This is a genomic window from Nocardia sp. NPDC046473, assembly GCF_040645995.1.
In the GTDB taxonomy this organism is placed as follows: domain Bacteria; phylum Actinomycetota; class Actinomycetes; order Mycobacteriales; family Mycobacteriaceae; genus Nocardia.
This window is the reverse complement of the sequence record NZ_JBEYZJ010000007.1, coordinates 100,553-120,672: the sequence shown is the minus strand read 5'-3', so window position 1 is coordinate 120,672 and position 20,120 is coordinate 100,553. Positions and strand designations below refer to the sequence as shown.

2 protein-coding genes are annotated in these 20,120 nt (G+C 69.1%); both read right to left on the bottom strand.

Going from position 1 to position 20,120, the window contains the following annotated elements; translation table 11 throughout:
* Positions 1-252: 252 nt before the first annotated feature.
* Complete coding sequence (locus ABZ942_RS25490; protein ID WP_357386091.1) at positions 253-12,471, bottom strand: amino acid adenylation domain-containing protein; 12,219 nt, start codon at positions 12,469-12,471, stop codon at positions 253-255.
* Positions 12,472-12,671: 200 nt separating this feature from the next.
* A complete protein-coding gene (locus ABZ942_RS25485) occupies positions 12,672-20,018 on the bottom strand; it encodes an amino acid adenylation domain-containing protein (RefSeq protein ID WP_357386089.1) in 7,347 nt (2,448 codons plus the stop codon).
* Between the last annotated feature and the right edge of the window lie 102 nt (positions 20,019-20,120).

Genomic DNA, 20,120 nt, shown 5'->3' with positions numbered 1-20,120 from the left:
ACCGCTGCCCGACCGACCGAACCATGGAAAAGCCTCACCCTGCCTGTTGTCGCCGCAAACCCGCCTCGATGCTCCCCGCCCCCATGATCATCGAACGCGCGTATGCCCATCGTTACCGACCCCATCGGCGCACGCCGAACACAGCCCGTGCGATCCGTGCCGCGGACCGCGACCCGACCGCACGAAATGCGCGCCGGGAACGATTATTCCCTGCCGACGCGCGATTGGTGACCCCACGTCGGCAGGACCTGCTCAGCTCGGCTGACCGAGCAGAATCGCCAGCTCGGCGCCGATCTCGGCCAGGGCCTCCGGTGCGGTCATCCGCGCGTGCGTCACGCCGACCGGCCGGTCGACCACCGCGCCCGTCACGTGCGGCGACCAGTCGGTCGACGTGGCGCGAAGCACATCCGCGGGATCGGCCACCGCCGCGCTGAAGTACTCCAGCGTGCCGGTGAACACCCCTGGACGGTGTTCGGCGATCAGTTCGGCCGAGCGGACCGCGCTGCGATAGATACGACGCAACCGTTGCGGGGTCAGCGCGACCAGTTCCGGCGGGATCATCGCGTGCAGCGCGGCCAGGGCCTCGTCGCTGAGGTCGTAGATGTCGTCCTCGGCCCCGATGAGGTCACCGCCGAGCCCGAGTTCGGCCAGCGCGCCGCGCACCGCCGCGCGGAAGCCCGCGACGTCGGGGTTCGGGTGGCTGTCCATCATGGCCAGCAGCTCGATCTGGGCACCGGCGGCCTGCAGCTCGGTGGCGATCGCGTGTGCGAGCACGCCGCCGAGCGACCAGCCGAGCAGCCGGTAGGGGCCGTGCGGTTGCACGGTCCGGATCTCGGTGACGTAGCGGTGCGCCAGCGCGGCGATCGAGTCCGGCAGATCACCGTCCTCGGACAGGGCGGGCGACTGCACGCCGTAGATCGGCTGATCGGCGGGCAGGTGCTGGGCGAGCCCGGCGTAGCTCCAGGCCAGGCCGTACATCGGGTGCAGGCAGAACAGCGGTGTCGCGGTGCCCGCGGTGCGGATCGGCAGCAGGACGTTCATCGCGGCGTTGGGGTCGGTCTCCCCCGGCGCCTGCGTGTCGATCCTGGCGGCGAGTCCGGCCACCGTGGCGTCGGTGAAGAACCACTGCACGCTGACCGTCGCGCCGACGGCGGCGCGGAGCCGGCCGACGGCCTGCGCGGCCAGCAGCGAGTTGCCGCCGAGTGCGAAGAAATCGTCGTCGAGGCCGACCGTTTCGACGCCGAGCAGGTCGGCGAAGGCCGCGGCGATGGTCTGTTCCAGCGGCGTGCTCGGCGCGCGGAAGGTGCGCGCGCTGACGAATTCCGGTGCGGGCAGCGCCTTCTGATCGAGCTTGCCGTTCGGCGTCAGTGGGAGCGCGTCCAGCACCACGATCGCGTCGGGCACCATGTAGCCGGTGAGGAACCGGGCGACCTCGGAGCGGACGGTCACCGGATCGATACCGCCGTCGGACACGACGTAGCCGATCAGCCGGTCGCCGTGCGCATCCGAACGGACCAGGGCGACCGCCTGATTCACGCCGTCGCAACGCACCAGCGCCGCCTCGATCTCACCGAGTTCGATGCGGAAGCCGCGCAGCTGCACCTGATGGTCGCTGCGGCCGGCGTATTCGAGCATTGCCTTGTCGCCGCAGTCGCGCCAACGGCCGACGTCGCCGGTGCGGTACATGCGAGAACCGGGCGCGCCGAACGGGTTTGCCACGAACCTGGTCGCGGTGAGGCCCGGCTTGCCCAGGTAGCCGCGGGACAGCTGCGCACCGACGACGTGGATCTCGCCCGGTACGTCGAGCGGGGTCGGATGCAGGCGCGGGTCGAGCACGTAAGCGTCCAGGCCCGGAATCGCGCGGCCTATAACGCTGGCCGTGTTCTGCCGATCCCGCTCGTCCAGCGGCAGGAACGACACGTGCACCGTGGTCTCGGTGATGCCGTACATGTTGACCAAACGGGTTGCCGCGCCGCGCCGTTCGTACCAGCGCTCGAGCTTGCGCAGGTCGAGGGCCTCGCCGCCGAACACGACGTAGCGAAGCGCCAAGTCAGCTTGCTCGGCAGCTCGGTCGGCCTCCACCAATTGGTAGAAGGCGGATGGGGTTTGGTTCAGTACCGTGACGCGCTCGCGAATCAGCAACTCGCGGAACTGTTCCGGCGACCGCGAGGTGCCGTAGTCGACCACCACGACCGAGCCGCCGTGCGCGAGGCCGCACCACAGCTCCCACACCGAGAAGTCGAACGCGAACGAGTGGAACAGCGTCCAGACGTCGTGTTCGTCGAAGCGGAACAGGGTTTGGGTGTTCGCGAACAGTTCGACGACATTGCGGTGCGCGACACCGACGCCCTTCGGCACGCCGGTCGAGCCCGACGTGTAGATGACGTAGGCGAGATTGTCGGGGTGCAGCGGCGCGAGCCGGTCGGCATCGTGCACGGGCGCATCGGCGAATGTCGTTGTCTCCTCGAACAAGACAACGGGCAGGTCACCGGTGGGCACCGCGTCGCGTTCGTCCGCCGTGGTCAGCACGCAGACCGGGGCGGCGTCGGCGAGCATGAATTCCAGTCGCTGTGCGGGGTAGGCCGAGTCGATCGGTAGGTACGCGGCACCGGTCGCGAGGACACCGAGCAACGCGACGGGTAGGTCCTCGGTACGTGGCACCGCAACGGCCACCAGCGATTCCGGGCCTGCGCCCTGGGCGATCAGTGCGCGTGCCACCTGGTTGGCGCGACGCTGCAATTCGCGGAACGTCAACGTGCGGTCACCGAATCGGATAGCGACCGCGTCCGGGCGGCGCCAGACCTGATCGGCGATGAGGCCGGGCAGCGTGGCACCGGGCACCCAGGCGCCGAGTGAATTCCATTCGTGCAGTACGAGTTCGCGTTCACCGGCGGCCAGCACATCGATATCGCCGACCACCACCGTGGCATCGGCGGCCACCGCCGCCAGGATGCGGCGGAAACGGTCGGCGAAGTTCTGCACGGTCAGGGCGTCGAACAAGTCCGTCGCGTAGCTGAAGATCGCCGAAAGGCCTTGGGCGTCCTGCTGTTCCGCGACGGTGAGCTGCAGGTCGAACTTGGCCGCCTGGACCTGTGGATCGATGCCGGACACGGTAAGGCCGGGTAGCTCGAGCGAGGTCTGGGCCAGGTTCTGGAAGACCAGCATTACCTGGAACAGCGGGTGCCTGGCCGCTGAGCGGACCGGGTCGAGCAGTTCGACCAGGCGCTCGAACGGCAGGTCGGCGTGGCCGAAGGCCGCGACGTCGGTGTCCCGCACGTCGGCGAGCAACGCGTCGAAGGAAATGCCGGGCTCGATCTCGTTGCGCAACACCAGGGTGTTGACGAACATGCCGATCATGTCGTCGAGTTCGGCCTCGCCGCGACCGGCGACCGGGGTGCCGATGGCGATGTCGGTGGTGCCGGAAAGCCGCGCGAGCAGCACCGCCAGTGCGGCGTGCACCACCATGAACAGGGTCGAATTGTGTTGCTTGGCAACGTGGTCGAGTGCGGCGTGCAGTTCCGCGTCGATCTCGAAGCTGAACGTCGCGCCCTGGTAGGAGGCCGCCGCTGGTCGCGGGCGGTCCGTGGGCAGGGACAGTTCGTCGGGCAGCGCGGCGAGCGCGGTGCGCCAGTAGTCGGACTGCTTGGCGATCAAGCTCTGCGGGTCGTCCTCGGCACCGAGTACCTCGCGCTGCCAGATGCTGTAGTCCGCGTACTGAACCGGGAGCGGGGCCCAGGCCGGGGCCGCGCCGCCGGTGCGGGCGGCGTAGGCCAGCATCAGGTCACGGGTGAGCGGGCCCATCGACCAACCGTCCGCGCTGATGTGGTGTGCCACGAAGACCAGGACGTAGTCGGTGGTATCGGCGACCTGGAACAGCTCGGCGCGGAACGGCACCTCGGTGGTGACGTCGAAACCCGTGGCGACGACGCGATATACCGCGTCCGCCACATTCGCTGCGCCGATCCGCACGGGTGTGAGGTCGACCGGCACCTCGGCGGCGATGGACTGCACCGGGCCCTGCTCTGTCTGCGGGTAGGTGGTGCGCAGGATCTCGTGGCGGGCCACCAGATCGGTCACCGCCGCGTGCAGCGCGGCCACATCGAGGTCGCCGGAGAGGCGGATGGCGGCCGGGATGTTGTAGACGGCGGAGCCGGTGTCGAACTGGTTGAGGAACCACATGCGCTGCTGTGCCAGCGACAGCGGAATCTGTTCCGGGCGTTGGCCTGCGACGAGCGCCTTGCGGCCGCCGGTGCCTGCGTGCTGTTCGACCTTCGACGCCAGACCGGCGACGGTGGAGGCCTCGAACAGCGCACGAACGGGGACACGCGAATCCAACGCGGCACCGATACGGGCGGCGACCTGGGTCGCCAGCAGCGAGTTACCGCCGAGGCCGAAGAAGTCGTCATCCGCGCCGACCTGATCGACACCGAGCACCTCGGCATACACCGACGCCACGATCTCCTCGATCGGCGTCGACGGCGCACGGAACGCCTGCGCCTCGAACTCCGGCTCCGGCAACGCCTTTCGATCCAACTTGCCGTTCACGTTCAACGGCAACGCATCGAGCACGACGAACGCCGCAGGCACCATGTACGACGGCAGACCGACGGCAAGCGCCGACTTCACCTGTGCGACATCGATATCGGCATCCGCCGGGACCACGTAGGCGACCAAGCGGTCACCGGTACGCGGGTCCGACTTCGCGATGACCGCCGTCTGGGCGATCTGCGGCAGCGCGAGCAGCGCCGCGTCGATCTCGGCGAGTTCGATCCGGAAACCACGGATCTTCACCTGGAAGTCGGTGCGGCCGCGATACTCCAGCTCACCGGAGGCGTGCCAAGCCACCAGGTCACCGGTGCGATACATCCGCGCGCCGGGCTGGAACGGGTTGGCCACGAACCGATCCGACGTCAGATCCGCACGACCGAAGTAGCCACGCGCGAGTTGTGCACCGGCCAGGTACAGCTCGCCGGAAACACCGACCGGAACGGGCCGCAGCCGCGAATCCAGCACGAAGACTTGGCTGTTCCACTCCGGCGCGCCGACGGGCACCGACGGCTGATCGTTTCGAGTGACCCGGTGGCTGGTGATGGATACCGCTGCCTCGGTCGGGCCGTACAGGTTGAACAGTTCGACGCGCGGGTAGTCGCGCAGGAAGCGTTGCGCCAATCCACCTGGCAGCGCCTCACCGATCGCCAGCACCCGCCACAATGAGGTCGGGAAGTCACCGGTCGTGAGCGCGTCGAGCATCGACGGCACCACATGCAACGTGGTCACCCACTCGCGGGCCATCAACTCGTTGAGATACACCGGGTCCTGGTGACCGTCAGGCGCGGCAATGACCAGTCGGCCACCACACACCGCCGCAGACCAGAACTCCCACACCGAAAGGTCGAACGTGGCAGCGGTCTTCAGCAGAATCGCATCAGCCGCATCCAGACCGAACTCAGTGACCTTCCACTGCAACTGATTCGCGATCGCCGCGTGCGAAACCGCCACACCCTTCGGACGACCCGTCGAACCCGACGTAAAGATCACATACGCCGTGTTCTCCGGACGCAACGGCACGACCCGATCAGCATCGGTGATCGGAGACGTATCCAGGCCATCGAGATCGAGCTCATCGATCCGCACCAAAGGCGCTACATCGGTGCCGAATTCGGCCTCGGCGTTGGTCAGCACGCACACCGGTGCGGCGGTCTCGAGGATGTAACTCGTTCGCTCGATACCCTGATCCGGATCCACCGGCACATACGCACCACCGGATTTCGCCACCGCGTACATCGCGACGACCAGATCCACCGAACGTCGGAAAGCGAGCGCCACCCGGGACTCCGGACCGACCCCCATCGAGATCAGGTACCGGGCAAGGCTGTTCACCCGAGCATCCAGCTCCGCGTAGGTCACCTTCTCGCGACCAGCGGCCAGATCGATGACGAGCGCCACAGATCGCGGATCGGCCGCCACGGCCGCGTCCAACAGCGAAACCAACGTCGCCGACTGGTCGACCTGCTGCTCGGTCGCATTCCATCGGCCGAGCACATCGTCGCGCTCGTCCGCGTCGAGTACTTCGATATCCCCCACCGGCGTCGTCGCATCCGCCACCACGGCGGCGAGGATCCGCGCGAACCGGTCGGCGAAGCCCTGCACCGTCGCGGCGTCGAAAAGGTCTGTCGCATAGGTGAAGAAGCCACCCAGGCCGGTCGGCACGCCGGACTCGTCGTAGCTGTCGCCGACGATCAGATGCAGATCGAACTGCGACACGGCCAGGTCCGCGTCCAACCCCGACACCGCGAGACCGGGCAGTTCGAGCGCGGCCCGCGCGATGTTCTGGAACGACAACCCCACCTGGAACAGCGGATGATGCGCCGTCGAACGCGGCGGGTTGAGCACCTCCACCAAACGCTCGAACGGAATGTCCGCGTGCGCGAACGCCTGCAGATCGGATTCCCGCTGCCTGCCGAGCAATTCGACGAACGACTCACCGGACTCGAACTGCGTCCGGAACACCACCGTGTTCACGAACATGCCGATCAGGTCGTCGAGCTCACGCTCGCCACGACCGGCCAACGGCGTACCGATGGCGACGTCCACCGAACCCGACAGCCGGGCCAGCAGCACGGCGAGTGCGGTGTGCACAACCATGAACAACGTCGCGCCCTGTCCGCGAGCGAGTTCCACGAGACCGGCGTGGGTGGCCGCATCGATCTGCACATCCACCCGTGCACCCGCCATCGACGCAATCGCGGGACGCGGCCGATCCGTCGGCAACTCCAGCAGATCCGGCAGGTCGGCCAGGTGCGAGCGCCAGAAGCTGATCTGCTGCGCGGCAATCGATTCGGCATCGGCCTCGTCGCCGAGCACCGCACGCTGCCACAGCGCGTAGTCCGCGTACTGCACCCGCAGCGGCGCCCAGTTCGGCGCTTCGCCCGCGGTCCGCGCGGCGTACGCGATCATCACGTCGCGCACCAGCGGCCCCATCGAAGACCCGTCGGCGGCGATGTGATGCACCACGACGGCGAGTACATACGTGTCCGCTTGGCCGTCGACCTGCAGCAGGGCAACCCGCACCGGGACCTCGGCGGTCACGTCGAACGAACTCGATGCCAGCGCGTACACCGCACTGGCGACATCGGTCTCGCTCAGCAGCCGCGGCGCGACATCCAGCGCAACACCGTTGGGCGGCAACACAATCTGGATCGGGCCGGCGGCCGTCTCCGGGTAAACGGTGCGCAGCACCTCGTGCCGCGCCACCACGTCGTGCAGTGCCGCACCGAGCGCCGCGACATCCAGCGCACCGGTCAGCCGCAAGGCGAATGGCAGGTTGTAGGCGCCCGATCCGGTCGCCTGGTCGTCGGTGTGGTCGAAGCGGTTGAGGAACCACATCCGGCGCTGCGCCAGCGACAGCGGCAGCTCGTCCGGTCGCGCGATGCTGCCGAGCTCGACCGCAGGACGGCTGTGCACCTGCGAGTCGATCACCGCGGCGAGACCGGCCACGGTGGGCGCTTCGAACAGCGTCCGCACCGGCACCCGGCCGCCGACGGCGGTGCCGAGCCGCGCCACCACCTGGGTGGCGACCAGCGAGTTGCCGCCGAGCGCGAAGAAATCGTCGTCCGCGCCGACCCTGGCCAGCCCGAGCACCTCGCCGAACACACCGGCCACGATCTCCTCGACCGGTGTTGCGGGCGAACGGAATTCGCGGGCGGTGAACATCGGCTCGGGCAGCGCCTTGCGATCGAGCTTGCCGCTGGGATTCAGCGGGAACGCGTCGAGCGCGACAATGGCGGCCGGAACCATGTAGGTGGGCAGTGTTTCCGAGATGGCGGCCCGCAACTCCTGCGGCTCGATCCTGGCCTCGGGCGCGGCGACCGCGTAGGCGACCAGCTGGTCGCCGAGCGTCGACTGGCTGACCAGCGCCACCGCCTGACTCACCGAAGGCTGGGCGAGCAGCGCGGTTTCGATCTCGCCGAGCTCGATGCGCTGGCCGCGGAACTTCACCTGGAAGTCGGTGCGCCCGATGTAGTCGAGCACCATGTCCGCGTCGGCGTCCGCACCGGAAGCCTTGCGCCACACCACGAGATCGCCGGTGCGGTACATGCGCTCACCGGTACCGAACGGATTGGCCACGAAACGATCAGCCGTCAGATCCGGCCTGCGGACGTATCCGCGCGCCAGCTGATCACCGGCCAGGTACAGCTCGCCTGCCACGCCGTCGGGCACCGGGCGCAGCCGCGCGTCGAGCACGTAGACCCGGGTGTTCCACTGCGGCAACCCGATCGGCACCGAGCGGGTATCCGAGCCGTCAGCGGGCCAGTAGGTCACCGACACCGCGGCCTCGGTCGGCCCGTAGAGGTTGTGCACATCCGCATCGATCACCGCGTGCAGCGCGGTCACCGTCTCCGGCGGCAACGCCTCGCCGATCACGAAGATCTGCTCCAGCGTGGGCACGGCGCCCTTGGCGGTATGCGCGGCGAAGATCGTCAGCATCGACGGCACGAAGTCGGTGACCGTGACCGACTGCGCGACAATGGTTTCCACGACGTATGCCGGGTCACGATGGCCGTCCGGTGTCGCCACCACCAGCTTGGCGCCCACCCGCAGCGGCATGAAGAAGCCCCATAGCGACACGTCGAAGGTGGTCGCGGTCTTCTGCAGGTAGACGTCGTCCTGGTTGAGCGGGTACTCGGCGAGCATCCATTCGATCTGGTTGTTGATCGCCGCGTGCGACACCGCGACACCCTTGGGGCGACCGGTGGAGCCGGAGGTGAAGATGACGTACGCCGGGTTCAGCGGCGACACCGGCCGGAGCAGCTCGTCCTTGCGGACCGCCGTGCTGTCGAAGCGCGCCAGGTCGGCGGCATCGATGGCCACCGCGGCAACGCCGTCCGGCAAGACGACGGCGTCGGCAGAAGTTGTTACGACACAGGCGGGTTCGGCGGTGTCGAGGATGTGCGCGATCCGCTCGGCCGGATGATCCGGATCCAACGGCACATACGCACCACCGGCAGTCACGATCGCATACATACCGACAACCAGATCCAGCGAACGCCGAATCGCCAGACCCACCAGCGACTCCGCACCCACACCCTGCGAAATCAACAACCGGGCAAGCTGATTGACCCGCTCATCGAACTCGCGATACGTGAGTTCGGTGCCTTCGTAGACCACCGCGACGGCATCCGGGTCGGCGGCCACCGCCTGCCGATAGCCGTCGAGCAGCAATCGCGGCGCCACCCGCTGCCGGGTGTCGTTCCACTCGAACAGGATTCGGTCCCGCTCGACCAGCGACAGCAGGTCGGCATCGCCCACCGCGCGGTCGGGATCAGCGGTGACCGCGCGCAGCAGTCGGCGCATCCGGGCGGCGAAGCGCGCCACCGTCGCCTCGTCGAACAGGTCGGTGGCGTAGCTGAACATGGCCGACAGACCGGCGTTTTCGCCCTCGTGCGGGGTAACGGTCAGCTGCAGGTCGAATTTGGCTGCCGCGCCGTCCAGATCCAGGGCCGACGCCGACAGCCCCGGCAATTCCAACGCGGGTTTGTCCATGTTCTGGAAGAACAGCGCGACCTGGAACAGCGGATGGTGCGCCTGCGAGCGCGCCGGGTCGAGCACCTCGACGAGCCGCTCGAACGGCAGCTCCACATGCGAAAACGCTTCGAGATCAACCTTTTTGGCGGACTCGACCAGTTCGCGGAACGACGCGCTCGGCGCATTCTCGGTGCGCAGCACGAGCATGTTGACGAACATGCCGATCAGGCCGTCCAGCTCCGCCTCGCCCCGGCCCGCCACCGGCGTGCCGATGGCGATATCGGTCGAACCCGACAGCCGGGCCAGCAGTGCAGCGAACGCCGCGTGCACCACCATGAACAGCGAGGCGCCGGTCTCCTGCGCGATCGCGTCGAGCTTGGCCCTGGTCGGGGCGTCCACCTCGAACGGGTAGACGCCGCCGCGACCGGAAGCCAACGCCGGGCGGGGGCGATCCGTGGGCAGCTCGAGCCGACCCGGCAGACCGGCCAACGCGGTGCGCCAGTAGCTGATCTGCTCGGCGGCAACCGATTTCGGATCGTTCTCGTCGCCGAGCATCGCCCGCTGCCACAGGGCGTAGTCGGCGTACTGCACCGGCAATGGCGCCCAGCCAGGCGCGGAGCCCGCGGTGTGCGCGAAGTAAGCGATCGTCAGGTCCTGCACCATCGGCGCCATCGAGGTGCCGTCGGCCGCGATGTGGTGCACCACCACCGCGAGCACGTGGTCGTCGACGCCCAGCCGCAGCAGGGCCATCCGCAGTGGCACCTCCGCCGCCACATCGAACCCGGCCAGCATGAACTCGGCCAGCCTGCTCGGCAGCTCGGACTCGGCGACCTCGGTCACCGCCAGCTCCGGAATGGCCTGCGCCGCAGGCAGAATCACCTGGTAGCCGGTGCCGTCGACCGCCGGGTAGACGGTGCGCAGCGTCTCGTGCCGCTCGACCAGATCGGCGACCGCCGCCCGCAGCGCGGACACGTCCAGCGCGCCGGAGAGCCGGATCGCGAACGGAATGTTGTTCGCCGCCGACCCGGTATCGAACTGATTCAGGAACCACATCCGCTGCTGCGCCAGCGACAGCGGAATGTGTTCGGGGCGCGGCATCGGCGCCAGCGCCTGCCGCCCGCCCGCCCCGGTGAACGGGGCGAGCCGAGCCGCCAGACCGGCGACCGTCGGCGCCTCGAAGACCGTGCGCGCGGGCACCCGCGCGCCGATCTGGGCGCCGATCCTGGCCACCACCTTGGTGGCGACCAGCGAGTTGCCGCCGAGCTCGAAGAAGTCGTCGTCGGCGCCGATGGCGGCACCGGTGTCCAGCAGCTCCGCGAAGATGTGCGCGACCAGCTGTTCCAGTTCGCCACTCGGCGCACGGAATTCCTTGGTCTGCAGCTGCGGCGCGGGCAGTGCGCGCCGGTCCAGCTTGCCGGTCGGCGACAGCGGGATCTCGTCGAGCACGGTGATCGTGGTCGGCACCATGTGCGCGGGCAGCCGCTGCTCGGCGGCCGCGATCAGCTCGTCGGTGTCCACCGTCGCGCCGGGAGCTGCCAGCACGTAGGAGGCCAGAATCGTGGTGCCGCTGTCGAGCTGGTGTCCGATGGTCACCGCGAAGTCGACGCTGTCGTGTGCGGCGAGCACCGCGTCGATCTCACCGAGCTCGATGCGGAAACCACGCACCTTTACCTGGAAATCGTTGCGCCCCGCGTACTCCAGTCGACCTGCCGCGGTCCAGCGAACCAGGTCGCCGGAGCGATAGAGCCGAGAGCCGTTGGGGTCGAACGGGTTCGCCACGAAGCGGGTGGCGGTGAGCGCTGGACGCTCGTGGTACCCACGCGCCACCTGCGCGCCCGCGATGTACAGCTCGCCGATCACGCCATCCGGCACCGGCGAAAGCCGCTCGTCCAGCACGTATTCGGTGACGCCACGAATCGGCCCGCCCATGGTCAGCGGGGCGTCGAGCACCAGTGGCTCGCCGATGTTCACCACGATCGTGGTCTCGGTGGGCCCGTAGACGTTGAACAGCTCGCGAACACCGCCGGTGACCGGAAGTATCCAGCGCCGCACCAGATCCGGCGGCCAGGCCTCGCCGCCGACCGCGACTACCCCGAGATCGTCCAGCCCGGCGGGATCGATCGAGGCCAGCGCGGCGGGCGTGATGAACGCATGGGTCACCCGCTCACGGCGCAGCAGCTCGGCGAGATCGTCGCCGCCGAACACCGTCGGCGCCACCACGACCATAGTCGCCGCGCCGCCGAGGGCGAGCAGCAGCTCCAGCATCGACGCGTCGAACGACGGCGACGAAAAGTGCAGGGTCCGTGCGGTACTCGTGACGCCGTAGTGGGTGCGCTGCTCCTCGCAGAACCCGGCGATGCCCGCCTGGGTGGCGACGACGCCCTTCGGCGTGCCCGTCGAGCCGGAGGTGTAGATCACCCAGGCCGGATGTTCGGCGCGCAGCTGGCGCACCCGATCGGCATTGGTGATCGGCTCGGTCGAGTGCCGCTCGAGCGAACGCAGTGTCGAATCGCTATCGATGACGAGCCACTCGACCTGCCCCGGCAGCTGGGTGGCGGACTGCGCGGTGGTCAGGCCGAAGACCGCGCCGGAGTCCTTCACCATGTGTTCGATCCGGTCGGCCGGATAATTCGGGTCCACCGGCACGAAGCCCGCGCCGGACTTGGCCACCGCCCAGACCGCGACCACGGAGTCGATCGAGCGCGGAACGCCGATCGCGACAAGATCTTCCGGGCCGACGCCGCGCTCGATCAGCAGCCGCGCCAATCGGGTCGACCGCTCGTCCAGCTCGGCGTAGCTCAGTTGCGACAGTGTCGCTGTGGCGTCGGCGTAGGTGAGGGCGATGCCGTCCGGGTTCGCCTCGACGGCGGTCGCCATCAGCTGCGGCAGCGTGATGACCCGGGGGCGCCGGGTCCGAGCGGGACGGACACGTGCGGAACGCGTCATGCGCCCACCAGTGCCAGGGTCTTGCTTCCCCGCCAGCCCATCAGACCCACGTCCCCAACTACACGAACCATGAAACTCTGCTCATCCTGCCTGTCGAACATGTTGGAGCCACACTTGCGGCGGTCGCCTCGATTCGGCAAACCGGTCCCGAGTGACCCTAGTCATGCTTTTAGGGGCTTGCACCCGGTACCAGCCAAGTTTTACCCGGCTCGCAGCAGATCCGACAGGGCGACAACCGTCGCCACCTGCGTCCATGCGCTACTGACATCGCCGCCGCCGGCGAGCACCACGGCCCGCAGATCCTCCAGGGCCGTCGGATCGAGGGTACTGGCTCCCGCGCGATCGGTCAGCAGGTGGCTGACCCACTCGTCGGCCAGCGCCTCGGTCAGGTCGGCATCCTCGGGGACGAGCACCATCGAGGCACCGCAGGAGCCCGCCGCCACCACCTCGATCAACGCCAGCTCCGCCGGGCCGCCGAACTGGAAGGTGCGCGACTCGAAGGTCAGCTCGGTACCTGTGCGCAGCTGGTCCGCCGCACCCGCCAGCTCGTCGTAGCCGAGCGTGCGCGCCCCGACGAACGCCGGGTCGGTGCCGCGCAGCACTCGCGTGCGATGCGCGTAGGTCACCGGCCGTGGCGATTCGGCCGCTATCTGCGCGGCCACCGCCGGATCGTCGAGCACGAGCCAGTCGACCTCGCCCGCGGCGGGTGCCACGGCGCTGGTGAGCCCGACCTTGACGACCGGTCCGGCCGGAATCGGCGCATCGGCCGAGGCGAGCGGCACCACCGCGGCGCCGGCCTTGAGCACGGCCCAGGTCGCGACGACGGCGTCGACGCCGCGATCGAACCGGAGCGCGACACCGTCACCCGGGCCGCAGCCACGGGCCGCGAGCACGCGCGCCAGCCGGGACGAGCGGGCGTCGAGTTCCTGGTAGGACACCGCGTCCTCGCCGGCGACCAGCGCGGGCCCGTCCGGGTCGTCCTCGACCACGGCGGTCAGCGCCTGGGTGAGCGCGGTTCCGGTGGTGGCCGTCACGCCCGCGGCGGTGGGCTCCTGCGCCGATTCGGCGGCGGATTGCACCCGCTCGCGCTCCTGCGCGTCGAGCAGGTCGATGTCACCGACCCGCACCTGCGGATCGGCGACCACCGCGGTCAGCACCCGCTCCAGCCTGCGGCACAGCGCCTGCACCGTCGACTCGTCGAAAAGGTCTGTCGCATAAGTGATCGCGGTGATCAGCTCGCCCGGCGCACCGTCCGCGTTGTGCCGCGGGTCGACGTTCACCTGCAGGTCGAACTTGGCCGCGATCTCGCCGCCGTCCAGTCCGGTGATCGTCAGGCCGGGCAGTTCCAGCGACGGCTGCTCGTTGTTCTGGAACGACAGCACCACGCCGAACAGCGGGTTGTAGACCGTCGCGTGACCGGCGGCGACCACCTCGGCGACCCGCTCGAACGGGATGTCGGCGTTGGCGAAGGCGGCCAGGTCGGTCTCGCGGGCCCGATCGACCAGCTCGGCGAAGCTCACGCTCGGCTCGACCGCGGTGCGCAGGGTGAGCGTGTTGACGAACATGCCGACCAGCTCGTCCAGCGCGCGTTCGCCGCGACCCGCGATCGGCGTGCCGATGGCGATATCGCTGCTGTTCGACTGCCTGGCCAGCAGCACGGCCAGCGCGGCGTGCACGACCATGAACAGCGTCGAATTGTGTTCGCGCGCCAGCCGAACCAGTGCGGCGTGCACGTCCGGCGAGACCGCGAAGCCGGTCGAGGCGCCACGCATGGACGGGACCGCGGGCCGCGGGCGGTCCAGCGGCAGGTTCAGCTCGCCGGTCAGTCCGTTCAGCTGTTCCCGCCAGTACGCCAATTGCCGTGCGGCGATGGAGTTCTCGTCGTCATCGGTGCCGATGACGGTGCGCTGCCAGCTGGCGAAGTCCGCGTACTGCACCTCGAGCGGCGACCAGCGCGGCGAATTACCGCCGATCCGAGCGAGATACGCGGTCACCAGGTCGCGCGCCAGCGGCGCCATCGAGGCGCCGTCGGCGGAGATGTGGTGCACGACCAGCGCGAGCAGGTGCTCGTCCTGGCCGACCGCGAGCAGCAGCGCACGCACCGGAACCTGTTGTGTCACATCGAATCCAGTGGACAGCAGCTCGGTGATGCGGCCGATCGGATCCGCGGTGGACACGGTCTCCAGGCCACCGGGCAGCGACTCGCGGACCGAGAGGATCTCCTGGTATGCCACGCCGGACGGATCCGAGGGGTAGCGGGTGCGCAGGGTCTCGTGCCGCTCCAGCACGTCGGCGACCGCATTGCGCAGCGCGGGCACGTCGAGCACGCCGGACAGCCGGATCGCCAGCGGGATGTTGTAGGCGGGCGAGTCCGGATCGAACTGGTTGAGCACCCACATCCGTTGCTGGGCAAGCGACAACGGCACCTGATCGGTCCGCGGCATCCGGGCCAGCGGCGGCCGCGCGCCGGACGCCTTGGCCGCGCCCGGCACGACACGGGCGGCGAGCGCGGCGACGGTGGGCGACTCGAACAGCTCGCGCACCACGAGGTTCGCGTCGAGCGCCTCGTTGATCCGGGCGACCACCCTGGTGGCCAGCAGCGAGTTGCCGCCGAGGCCGAAGAAGTCGTCGTCGAGGCCGATCTCATTGGCGCCGAGCAGTCCGGCGAACACCTCGGCGACGGCCTGTTCGACCGGCGAGCTCGGGGCGCGGAAGGTGGCGGTGCTGAGGAATTCCGGCGCGGGCAGCGCCTTGCGGTCCAGCTTGCCGTTCGGCGTCAGCGGCAGCACGTCGAGCACCACGATCGCGTCCGGAACCATGTAGCCGGTGAGGAATTCGCCGACCTGGCTGCGCAATTCGACCGAGTCGAGCTGAGAACCGGTGTCGGGCACGACATATCCGATGAGCCGGTCGCCCGCGTTCTCGTCCGCGAGCACCAGCACCACTGCTTGACTCACACCGGGGCAGCGCACCAGCGCCGACTCGATCTCGCCGAGCTCGATGCGGAACCCGCGCAACTGCACCTGCTGATCGCCGCGACCGGCGTACTCGAGCGTCGCCTGCCCGCCGAAGCCGACCCAGCGGCCGATGTCGCCGGTGCGGTACATCCGAGAACCGGCCGCGCCGAACGGATTCGCGACGAACCTGGTCGCGGCCAGCCCTGGGCGACCGAGGTAGCCGCGGGACAGCTGGGCGCCGGCGACGTAGATCTCGCCGGCCACGCCGACCGGCGACGGGTGCAGCCGGTCCTCGAGTACGTAGGCGTCCAGGCCGGGCAGCGCGCGGCCGATGACGCTCGCCGCGTTGTCGACCATCTGCTCGTCCAGCGACAGGAACGACACGTGCACCGTGGTTTCGGTGATGCCGTACATGTTGACCAGCCACGGCGCGTCCACCGCGTGCCGGTCGTACCAGCGCTGCAGCTGGCGCAGATCCAGGGCCTCACCGCCGAACACCACGTAGCGCAGCGCGAACTTGGCCTGATCGTTGGTCTGCGCGGCCCGGTCGGCCTCGGCGAGCTGATAGAACGCCGAGGGAGTCTGGTTGAGCACGGTGACCTGTTCGCGAATCAGCAACTCGCGGAACAACTCCGGTGACCGGGAGGTCAGGTAGTCGACCACCACGACGGTGCCGCCGTTGGCCAGCGCGCACCACAGCTCCCACACCGAGAAGTCGAAGGCGAACGAGTGGAACAGCGTCCACACGTCGGTCTCGTCGAACTCGAACACCTCGTGGGTGTTCGCGAACAGCTGCACCACATTGCGGTGCGCGACGCCGACGCCCTTGGGCACGCCGGTGGAACCGGAGGTGTAGATGACGTAGGCCAGATTGTCCGGGCGCAGCGGTGCGGTCCGCTCGGACGTACGCACCGGAGCATCGGCGAAGTCGGCCGTTTCTTCCAGCAGGATCACCGGAATATCGCCCGCCGGAACGGATTCCAGCTCGCTCGCGGTGGTCAGGATGCACGCGGGAGCGGCGTCGGAGAGCATGAACTCCAACCGCTGCGCGGGGTAGGTCGTATCGATCGGCAGGTAGCCCGCACCGGCGGTGAGCACCGCGAGCAGCGCGACCGGCAGCTCCTCGGTACGCGGAACCGCAACGGCCACCAGCGCTTCCGGGCCGACGCCCTGCGCGATCAGCGCCCGCGCCACCTTGTTGGCGCGACGCTGCAACTCGCCGAAGGTCAACGTGGTGTCGCCGTAGCGGATCGCGCCCGCGTCCGGCCGCCTGCGCGCCTGCGCGCCGATGAGATCGACCAGGGTCACCTCGGGCACCTCCGCGCCCGGGCTGTTCCACTCGTGCAGCACCAGGTCGCGTTCACCCGGCGCGAGCACATCGATGTCGCCGACAGTGATAGCGGAATCGCCCGCGACCGCGGCCAGGATCCGGCCGAAGCGGTCGGCGAAGTCCTGCACGGTCGCCTCGTCGAACAGGTCGGTGGCGTAAGTGAAGGCGGCCGAAATGCCTTCCGCCGCACCGTGTCTGTCGATCCGCTCGACCAGCGCGAGCTGCAGATCGAACTTCGCCAGCGGCATCGCCAGATCCACCGCGGCGGCGGACAGGCCGGGCAGTTCCAGTTCGGTGCGCGCCAGGTTCTGGAAGGTCAGCATCACCTGGAACAGCGGATGCCGCGCCGCGGAACGCGCCGGATCCAGCAGTTCCACCAGCCGCTCGAACGGCACGTCGGCGTGACCGAACGCCTCGACGTCGATCCGGCGCACCTCGCGCAGCAGCTCGTCGAACGTCGCACCGGAGTCGATGTCCGTGCGCAACACCAGGGTGTTGACGAACATGCCGATCAGGTCGTCCAGCGCGGCCTCACCGCGACCGGCGACCGGGGTACCCACCGCGATGTCCCTGGTGCCGGACAGCCGGGCCAGCAGCACCGCGAGCGCGGCGTGCACAACCATGAACAGCGTCGAATTATGGCCGTGCGCAAGACGACTCAGCGCGCCGTGCACGTCGGGGCCGATCTCGAAGGCCAAGGTGGCGCCACGGTTGGACGCGATCGCCGGACGCGGTCGGTCCGCGGGCAGCTCCAATTGCTCGGGCAGCGCGGCTAATTCGGTGCGCCAGTAGTCGATCTGCTTGGCCAGCACCGATTCCGGGTCGTCCTCGGCGCCGAGGATCTCGCGCTGCCAGATCGCGTAGTCGGCGTACTGCACCTCGAGCGGCGGCCATTCCGGCGCGCCGCCACGCATCCGGTCCAGGTAGGCGGCCATCAGGTCGCGGGTCAGCGGGCCCATCGAGAAGCCGTCGCCCGCGATATGATGCACCACGCAGACCAGCACGTGCTCGGTCTCGCTCAGCTCGAGCAGCCGCACCCGCACGGGCGGCGCCACGGTCACGTCGAAGCCCTCGGTCACCACCGCGGCGACCAGTCCGGGCAGTTCGGCCTCGGTGGCCTGCTCGACCACGAATTCCGGTACCGAGCGCGGATCTCCGGTCGCCAGCACCCGCTGGTAGCCCTCGCCGTCGACCTCGGGGTACAGGGTGCGCAGCACCTCGTGCCGCTCCGTGAGGTCGCGCACGGCGGCGCGCATCGCCTCGATATCGAGGTGACCGGTCAGACGCACGGCGGCCGGAATGTTGTTGACGGCACTGGCCGGATCGAACCGGTTCAGGAACCACATCCGCTGCTGCGCGTAGGACAGCGGCACCTTGGACGGGCGCGGCCTGGCGTGCAACGCCTGACCAGCGGCCGAACCCGCATGCTGCTCAACCCGTTCGGCGAGCGCGGCGACCGTCGTCGCCTCGAACAGCAGCTGCACCGGCACCCGCACCTGCAGCGCCGACCCGATCCGGGCGGCGGCCTGCGCGGCGAGCAGCGAGTTGCCGCCGAGCTCGAAGAAGTCGTCGTCCACGCCGACTCGGCCGTCGTCGCCCGCCACCAGCAGCGCCGCGAACACGTCGGCGACGATCTCCTCCACCGGGGTGGACGGGGCACGGAAAGCCTTGGCGGCGAACACCGGCGCAGGCAGCGCCGCGCGGTCGAGCTTGCCGACCGGGGTCAGCGGGATCTCGTCGAGCACCATGATGGCAGCCGGAATCATGTACGCGGCCAGCGACTCTCCGATGAACTCGGCGAGTTCACCGGTGTCCACGACGGTTCCGGCCCGCGGCAGCACGTAGGACACCAGCGCGGTCGCGCCGGACGGCAGCGTCTTGCCGAGCGTGGCCGCGTAGTCGATGTCCGGGTGCGCGGTGAGCGCGTTGTCGATCTCGCCGAGTTCGATACGGAAGCCACGGATCTTGACCTGGAAGTCGGAGCGCCCGAGGTACTCGATGGCACCGCCGTCCTCGGATTCGCTGCGCCGCACCAAGTCTCCGGTGCGATACAGCCGCGCCCCAGGCGTATCGGTGTCGGCACCGAACGGGCTGGCCACGAAGCGCTCCGCGGTGAGCCCCGGCTTGCCGAGATAGCCCTGAGCAAGTGCCGGTCCGGACAGGTACAGCTCACCGACCACGCCGGCGGGCACCGGCCGCAGCCGCGAATCCAGCACGAACGCACCGACTCCCGGAATCGCCGAGCCGATGGTGATCGGCTCCGCCGGCAGCATCCGCGCCGAGCTCGTCGCGAGAATAGAGGCCTCGGTGGGTCCGTAACCGTTGTAGAACTCGCGATCGACGGCCCAGCGGCCGACCAGCTCCGGCCCGAACTTGTCACCGGCCACCACCACGACCCGCAGGTCGTCCAGGCCGGTCGGGTCGACCGATTCCAGCGCGCCCGGCGTGATCAGCATGTGCGTGACCTGTTCGCGGCGCAGCAGATCGGCCAGCTCGTACCCGCCGAACACCGACGGCGGCGCGATCACCAGCGTCGCACCCGACGAGAAAGCGAGCAGCAACTCCAGGATCGACACATCGAAGTTCGGCGAGCACACATGCAGCACCCGCGAATCCGCGGTCACCCCGTAGTGCTCGCGTTCGGCGGCCACCAGGCCGGCCAGACCGGTGTGCGTGACCACGACGCCCTTGGGCCGTCCGGTCGAACCGGAGGTGTAGATGACGTAGGCCGGGTGCCGCTCGTCCAGCGGACGCACCCGGTCGGTGTAGGAGATCGGGTGCTCCGGGCGCGCGGCGATCCGCGCGGCCTGCACCGGGTCGTCCAGCTCGATCCAGTACACGCCGGTGCCGAGCACCGGGCGGTGGGCCGAGGTGGTCAGCCCGACCGTGGCGCCGGAGTCGGACAGGATGTGGTTGATGCGGTCGGTCGGGTAGGCCGGATCCACCGGCACGTACGCCGCGCCGGTCTTCGCGATGGCCCACACGGCGACCACCGACTGGAGGCTGCGGGCGATGCCGATGGCGACCACGTCGCCCGGTCCGACACCGCGCTCGATCAGTTCCCTGGCCAGCCGCGAGGAGGTCGCGTCCAGTTGGGCGTAGGTGAGCTGACGTTCGTCGTCGAGTTGACCCGACGGATTGAAGCGAACAGCGACCTCGTTGGCCTCGGATTCGACGGCGGCGGTCAGCAACTGCCCGAACAGCGGGCTGCCCGACCTGCGGCGACGGCTACCACGAGCGGAACGACGGGCAGTTTCCATTCGAGTGCATTCACCTCTCGCATCGAGCTAGGACCCGGCCCTACCCATATACAGGGCATATCGTCCGGGGCCAGCGCGGTTCCGAGCAATCATATAAGGGAC

Coding starts and splice junctions, on each gene's coding strand:
- ABZ942_RS25490 (WP_357386091.1), bottom strand. CDS start 12,471: ATGACGCGTTCCGCACGTGTCCGTCCCGCTCGGACCCGGCGCCCCCGG.
- ABZ942_RS25485 (WP_357386089.1), bottom strand. CDS start 20,018: ATGGAAACTGCCCGTCGTTCCGCTCGTGGTAGCCGTCGCCGCAGGTCG.